Source organism: Streptomyces hygroscopicus subsp. hygroscopicus, assembly GCF_001553455.1.
Taxonomy (GTDB): domain Bacteria; phylum Actinomycetota; class Actinomycetes; order Streptomycetales; family Streptomycetaceae; genus Streptomyces; species Streptomyces hygroscopicus.
On sequence record NZ_BBOX01000254.1, the window covers coordinates 1 to 5810 of the forward strand.

Below are 5810 nucleotides of genomic sequence, written 5' to 3' on the forward strand. Positions count from 1 at the left end.
GGCGTACTCGGGCAGCCAGACCGCGGCCTCGGCCGGGTCGTCGTCCACCACGTTGAACACCCCGCCGGTGTCCGCCTCCACGGCGGACACCGCGGCCCGGGCGGCGTCCTCGACGTGGAGGAACGAGGTGACCCCGGCCGCGGGCTCCGGCAACGGCAGCCTCCCCCGCGCCACGGCGGCGCCGATCGCGCCGTCACGGTGTTGACTTGCTCCTCGGGCTGAAACCCGAGGATTCTGGCCTTCTCGATCGTTGCCGTGCCGCTACGCGGCACGGGGTTCGGTCGGGAATCCGTGGCTTCCTGTTTCCTCGCGCTGTGCCGGGATTGCTCCTGGTCTTACCGGCGCTCCGCAGGCCGATACCGCCAGTCCGGCGGCCGTCTTCACATTGATCGCGGCGTTGTGGTCCCGGTCGTGGACGGTGCCGCAGGCGCCACAGGTCCATTCCCGGACGTTCAGGGGTTTGGGGCCGTCCTTGACGCCACAGGTGGAGCAGGTCTGGGTGGTCGGTTCGAACCGGCCGATCTTGACCAGGGTGCGGCCGTACCGTTCCGCTTTGTACGCCAGCATGCCGATGAACGAGGACCATCCGGCGTCGTGCACGGACTTGGCCAGCCTGGTACGCGCGAGTCCCGCAACCGTCAGGTCCTCCACGGCGATCCCTTGGTTCTCGGAGATCAGCTTCGTGGAGAGCTGGTGGTGGAACTCGCGGCGTGCGTCGGCAACCCTGGCGTGGGCGCGGGCGACCTTCAGGCGGGCCTTGGCCCGGTTCTTCGATCCCTTCTGCTTGCGGGACAGCTCCTTGTGGGCCTTCTTCAGTTTCTTCTCCGCGCGCCGCAGGAACCGCGGGGAGTCGATCTTCGTGCCGTCGGACAGGACCGCGAAGTGGGTGAGGCCGAGGTCGATGCCGATGGTGCGGTCGCTTTCGGGCATCCGTGTCGCGTCGGCGGCCGGGTCGGTGTCGATGACGAAGGAGGCGAAGAACCTGCCGGCCGCGTCCTTGATGACGGTGACGGATGTAGGGGTGGCGGGCAGCGTGCGGGACCACTTCACTTTCACCGCGCCGATCTTCGGCAGGTTCAAGCGGCCGCTTCCGGTAATGCTCCAGCGGGCGTTGGCGGTGAAGCGGACCGACTGCCGGGCGTCCTTGCGGGACTTGAACCGGGGCGCACCCATCTTCGCGCCCCTGCGCTCGCCCTTGAGGGAGGTGAAGAAGTTCTTGTAGGCGGATTCCGCGTCGCGCAGGGACTGCTGGAGGACGACCGAGGAGACCTCCGCCAGCCAGGACCGCTCGGGTGTCCGCTTCGCCTCGGTGATCAGCTTCCGGGACAGTTGACCGGCCGTCGGGAACGGCTGCCCGGCCCGGCGGGCGTCCTCGCGGGCACGGACCGCGTCGTTGAACACGACGCGGGAGCACCCGAACGCCTTCGCCAACGCTTTCTGCTGGTAGGCGTCCGGGCGCAGGCGGAAGCTGTACCTGAGCTGCATGACCGTCACCCTACATACCTGGGTTATGGGTGAGACGCAGAAGATCAGAACTGGCCGCCACGGTGCTTTCGTGATGCATGTGCACGTGGTCTTCGTGACCAAGTTCCCGCACAAGGTGTTCACCGATGCCCATGTGAGACGGATGGAGGAGATCATGCGTTCGGTGTGTACGGACTTCGAGTGCGACCTGGTGGAGTTCAACGGCGAGGACAACCACGTCCACCTACTGGTGAACTTCCCGCCCAAGGTCGCCGTGACCAAACTGGTCAACTCCCTCAAGGGTGTCTCCTCCCGCCGCCTGCGCCAGGAGTTCCCCGACCTGGTGCGCCACTACTGGCGGGCCAACAAGCTCTGGTCCGGCTCGTACTTCGCCGGAACCGTCGGCGGCGCCCCGCTCTCCATGATCAGGCAGTACATCGAACAGCAGAACCGGCCGGTGTGAGCATCACCCGGCTCCGCCGGGAGAAGCCCTCCCGACGCTCCGTGCCACACGCGACCACGTTCTCCGGCTCGCCCGCACCGCCCCGGCGTCCAGCGCGTCGGCCACCACGATGTCGTCCAGCTCCACACCGGCCGCCCTGGACGGCTCCCGGACCAGCGCGGTCACCTGGTGGCCACGGGCACGCAGCAGCGGGACCAGAGCGCGGCCGATCACCCCGGTGGCTCCGGCGAGCAGCACCCGCGCCGTCATGCCGGGTCCCCGATCCGCATGAGCAACCGGCAGGCGGGGTCGCCGTCGCGCAGACAGGCGGTCGCGCAGTTGCGGGTCAGCTCCACCCCGAGCCCCTCCGACCAGCCGGCGTGGATGTCGGTGCACGGGCAGGCGTAGCCGTCGAGGGAACCGGCCATCCGGACCATGGCCACGGCGAAGTTCTGCCGCATGGTCAGCTCGATCTCCCCGTCCGGCAGCACCGCGGTTCCGCCGTCGCGCAGTTCGCCGGGGAACATCCACTCGGCGCAGGCGTCGTACCGGCAGCGGAGTTCCTCGAGGTCGGCGGCGGGCCTTCCGCCGTACTGGCGGGCGATCCGCTTGCCCACCTGGACGGCCACGTACCGCAGCGCCTCGGCGTTGATCTCGTTGGCCACCGCGTGCCCGAACCTCTTCGCCACCCCCTGGTACCAGCGCGCGTCGTGCAGCCACCACTGCCGGTACACGTCCATGGTCCTCGGGCGGGGGCCCGTCCGGTCGGCCGTGGTCATCGCGCCTTCCCGGTCAGCTCGCCGTCCGCCACCCGGGCCCGGAAGCGTTCGCGCATCTCCCGCTTGAGCACCTTGCCGGTGGCCCCCTTCACCACATCGCCCGCGTCCATCCGGAGCGCCCCGGTGAGCGGCGGGAAGCCCGCGGCGGACAGCACCTGACCGACCCTGGCGCTCCAGTGGGCGTCGTCGGCCGCCGCGGCGCCCGCGCGCACCTGCAGCAGGACGTAGGCGTCGGCCGTGCCGTCACCGTCCCAGTCCGCGCGCACGCCCTCGGGCGCGACCGCCACCACCGTGCAGTCCTCGAGCTCGGGCAGCTCGCGTAGCAGCACCTCCTCGGTGCGGGTGGAGAAGACGATGCCCTCGCGGGTGCGGATCGCGTCCGGCGCCCGGTCCAGGTGGTAGAAGTTGCCTTCCTCGTCCCGGTAGGACAGGTCGCCGGTGAGCCAGTAGCCGCCGAGCCGCAGCCGGTGGAAGGTCAGCGAGTCGTTCCAGTAGCCGGGGGTGAGCGTGGGCGAGCGCACGCCGAGGCGGCCCACTTCGCCGGGCGGCAGCGGGGTGCCGTCCTCGGAGAGGACCGCGGCCTCGGCGAAGCTCATCGGTTTGCCGACGCAGCGGGAGAACGAGGACCGGCCGGGCCTGTGCCCGTTGTGGAAGAGCGAGTAGCCGGTCTCGGAGGAGCCGAGCCCGTCGGTGAAGACCGATCCGGGGACCCGGCACCGCTTCAGGTCCCGGCCGACCGTCTCATGGCTGCCCAGGGCGATCAGCGCCCTGATATGCGACTCGTGGGCCGCGTCCCCGGTGTTGTACCAGGCTTCCACGCTGGACAGGTCGCGGGCGGCGAGGTCCTGCGCCGCCATCTCCCCGTAGGTTCCGGCGAACGCGAACACCGTGGTCGGACGGAAGGACTCCATGGCGTCCAGCACGTCGTCACCGCGCTGGCTGGACAGCATCAGAACCGGCGAGCGCAGCAGGAAGCCGAATATCATGACCGAGACGGCGGCGTTGTGCGAGCCGGGCAGCGCGACCAGCAGCCTGCCCATCGCGGAGCCGACCGACAGCTTCAGCCGGTGCAACTGCGCGTACAGCAGGGTCTCGTGGGTGTGCGGCACGGCCTTGGGCATTCCGGTGGTGCCCGAGGAGTGCGAGATGATGACCGGATCGGTGGCGTGGTGGGCGTACGGATAGCCGGCCGGGAGGGGCCCGCGGCTCGCCGCCGTGATGTCGGCCGCCGTGGCGCAGAAGCCGAGGTCCAGTTCGGCCCGGTCGGGGGCGAGGACCGAGTGGTGGGCCTGGTCGGTGAGGGCGCCCACCGCTCCCTGGCGGCGCACGTACGCGCGGGCGGTCTCCGGGCGGAGGTTGCCGTTGACGAAGGAGGGGATCGCGCCCAGCGAGGTCAGCGCGAGGTAGTTGATGGCGAACTCGGTGCTGGAGTAGGTCTGGATGGCCACCGGGTCGCGGGGCCGGACGCCCCGCGCGTGGTACCAGCTCGCGTAGGTCTCGACGGTCTCGTGCAGTTCGCCCAGGGTCAGCATCTCGGGGTGGCTGCCGTCCGGGGCCCGCCAGGTGGCGTCGGTCCACAGCACCTGCTCGTCGAGCGGTCTGCCGTACGCCTTCAGCCGGTGGATCACATTCCCGGCGCCCAGGGCGGCGTCCTTGCTGATCTGCGCGCGTTCCCGCTTGGTGATCATGGTTGTGTCCTTTGGATTCGGGCGGCCAGCTCGACCAGGCCGCGAAGGGTGCCGTATGGGGCTGAGGGGGCGGACGGGACGTCGTGCCGGAGGTGACCGAGCGGATCGTCCCGGTCGACCACGATCGCCACGGCCAGGTCCGCGGCGGGCGGGCCGGTGCGCAGTGCGCGGTGGGCCGCGGCGGTGCGCTCGGTGCCGGTCAGCTCGACCCCGATGAGCACCACGCGGTCCAGTTCCTCGTCCTCCAGCAGCAGTTCCGCGGTGGCCAGCAGCTCGGCGGCCGGATCGGCGAGGGTGGACAGGCTGAGCAGCGGTCCGGTGACGGCGAACTCGCGGCTGAGCCGGCCGAGGACCGCGTTCGCGGTGCTCTGCATGAACAGCAGCGGATTGTGCGGCTGCCCGCCGGCCAGCAGCCGGCTGCCGAGGTCGAGGGTGGTGGCGTCCCCCATGGTGCTGGCCAGGACCATCGCGGTCCTGGAACCGTCGCCCGGCCGGGCGGTCAGACAGCGCTGGACGGCCTGGTGGACCAGCGGGCTGAAGGCGGACTCCACGAACCCGGCGACCGGCGGCGCGGACGCGTCGGCCATCGCGGCGATCACGCGCGCTCCAGGATCAGCGCGGTGTTGGCGCCGCCGAACGCCGCGTTGACGGTGAGCGCCCGCCGGAGGTCCGCCTTGTGCGGCCGGTTCGGCACGTAGTCGAGGTCGCACACCGGATCCGGTGCGGTGAATCCGGCGGTGGGCGGCAGGACGCCGTCCCTCAGCGCGAGCAGGGTGATCACGAGCTCCACCACTCCGGACGCCTCCAGCAGATGTCCCGTCGTGCTCTTGGTCGAACTCACCGGCACCCGGTCCGCGTCCGCGCCGAAGAGCGTGCGCAGCCCCCGGGTCTCGGCGGGGTCGTTGTACGTGGTCGCGGTGCCGTGCGCGTTCACGTAGTCGATCCGCGGGCCGCCCGCCCGCCGCAGCGCCCGCCGCGCGGCGGCGACCAGCCCGGCGCCCTCCGGATGCGGCCGCGCGATGTGGTGGGCGTCGGAGGCGGCGCCCCAGCCGGTGAGCGCGCCGAGCGCACGCGCTCCTCTGCGCCGGGCGCCCTCGGCCGATTCGAGGACGACGGCGGCGGCTCCGTCGCCGAGCAGCAGCCCGCCGCGGTCGGCGCAGAACGGCCGCATCATCCCGTCGCCGGACAAGGCGAACCCCGAGCCGAACTTGGCCAGGTTCTCCTCCTCGACCAGGTACGCCCCGGCGCAGACCGCGACGTCGGCCCGGCCGGAGGCGATGAGCGCACAGGCGTGCGCGACCGCGGTGGCCGAGGCCACGCACGCGTTGGTGAACGCCAGCCGGGGGCCGCGTAGGCCGAGCGCGTCCGCGAGGGCCTCGGCCTGCCACGCGGGCACGGTCTCCACGGGCGCGGCCCCCGCCGACACGGCCCCAGGCC

At 71.4% G+C, this 5810-nt stretch carries 7 protein-coding genes; 1 reads left to right on the forward strand and 6 read right to left on the reverse strand.

Annotation, left to right across the window (positions count from 1 at the left end):
- Positions 1 to 261 precede the first annotated feature (261 nt).
- Positions 262 to 1485, reverse strand: coding sequence for an RNA-guided endonuclease InsQ/TnpB family protein (locus AXW62_RS24610; protein WP_060946425.1), 1224 nt, complete (start codon positions 1483 to 1485; stop codon positions 262 to 264).
- Between the two features lie 25 nt (positions 1486 to 1510).
- On the opposite strand from AXW62_RS24610, the gene tnpA reads away from it, so the two are divergent.
- Positions 1511 to 1927, forward strand: coding sequence for an IS200/IS605 family transposase (gene tnpA, locus AXW62_RS24615; protein WP_060946420.1), 417 nt, complete (start codon positions 1511 to 1513; stop codon positions 1925 to 1927).
- A gap of 3 nt (positions 1928 to 1930) precedes the next feature.
- Here the strand turns inward: tnpA and AXW62_RS45180 are convergent, their stop codons facing one another.
- From AXW62_RS45180 to AXW62_RS24640, 5 genes are all read right to left on the reverse strand, one after another.
- Positions 1931 to 2176 carry an NAD(P)H-binding protein gene (locus tag AXW62_RS45180; protein ID WP_060946421.1) on the reverse strand — a complete coding sequence of 82 codons (246 nt, stop codon included), beginning with the start codon at positions 2174 to 2176 and terminating at the stop codon, positions 1931 to 1933.
- Positions 2173 to 2685: a hypothetical protein gene (locus tag AXW62_RS24625; protein WP_060946422.1), complete on the reverse strand. Its 513-nt coding sequence runs from the start codon at positions 2683 to 2685 to the stop codon at positions 2173 to 2175. Before AXW62_RS24625 ends, AXW62_RS45180 begins: the two co-directional genes overlap by 4 nt.
- Positions 2682 to 4373 carry a 3-aminoavenalumate diazotase gene (avaA6, locus tag AXW62_RS24630; RefSeq protein WP_060946423.1) on the reverse strand — a complete coding sequence of 564 codons (1692 nt, stop codon included), beginning with the start codon at positions 4371 to 4373 and terminating at the stop codon, positions 2682 to 2684. Before avaA6 ends, AXW62_RS24625 begins: the two co-directional genes overlap by 4 nt.
- Positions 4370 to 4972, reverse strand: coding sequence for a hypothetical protein (locus AXW62_RS24635; RefSeq protein WP_060946424.1), 603 nt, complete (start codon positions 4970 to 4972; stop codon positions 4370 to 4372). The genes avaA6 and AXW62_RS24635 overlap by 4 nt, the downstream gene beginning before the upstream one ends.
- Positions 4969 to 5810 (reverse strand): beta-ketoacyl-[acyl-carrier-protein] synthase family protein (locus AXW62_RS24640; RefSeq protein ID WP_289306023.1); only part of this gene is annotated, 842 nt, incomplete at its 5' end. The genes AXW62_RS24635 and AXW62_RS24640, both read right to left, overlap by 4 nt.

Bases quoted from the DNA above. Each gene is read 5' to 3' on its own strand.
- AXW62_RS24610 (WP_060946425.1), bottom strand. From the start codon at position 1,485: ATGCAGCTCAGGTACAGCTTCCGCCTGCGCCCGGACGCCTACCAGCAG.
- tnpA (WP_060946420.1), top strand. From the start codon at position 1,511: ATGGGTGAGACGCAGAAGATCAGAACTGGCCGCCACGGTGCTTTCGTG.
- AXW62_RS45180 (WP_060946421.1), bottom strand. From the start codon at position 2,176: ATGACGGCGCGGGTGCTGCTCGCCGGAGCCACCGGGGTGATCGGCCGC.
- AXW62_RS24625 (WP_060946422.1), bottom strand. From the start codon at position 2,685: ATGACCACGGCCGACCGGACGGGCCCCCGCCCGAGGACCATGGACGTG.
- avaA6 (WP_060946423.1), bottom strand. From the start codon at position 4,373: ATGATCACCAAGCGGGAACGCGCGCAGATCAGCAAGGACGCCGCCCTG.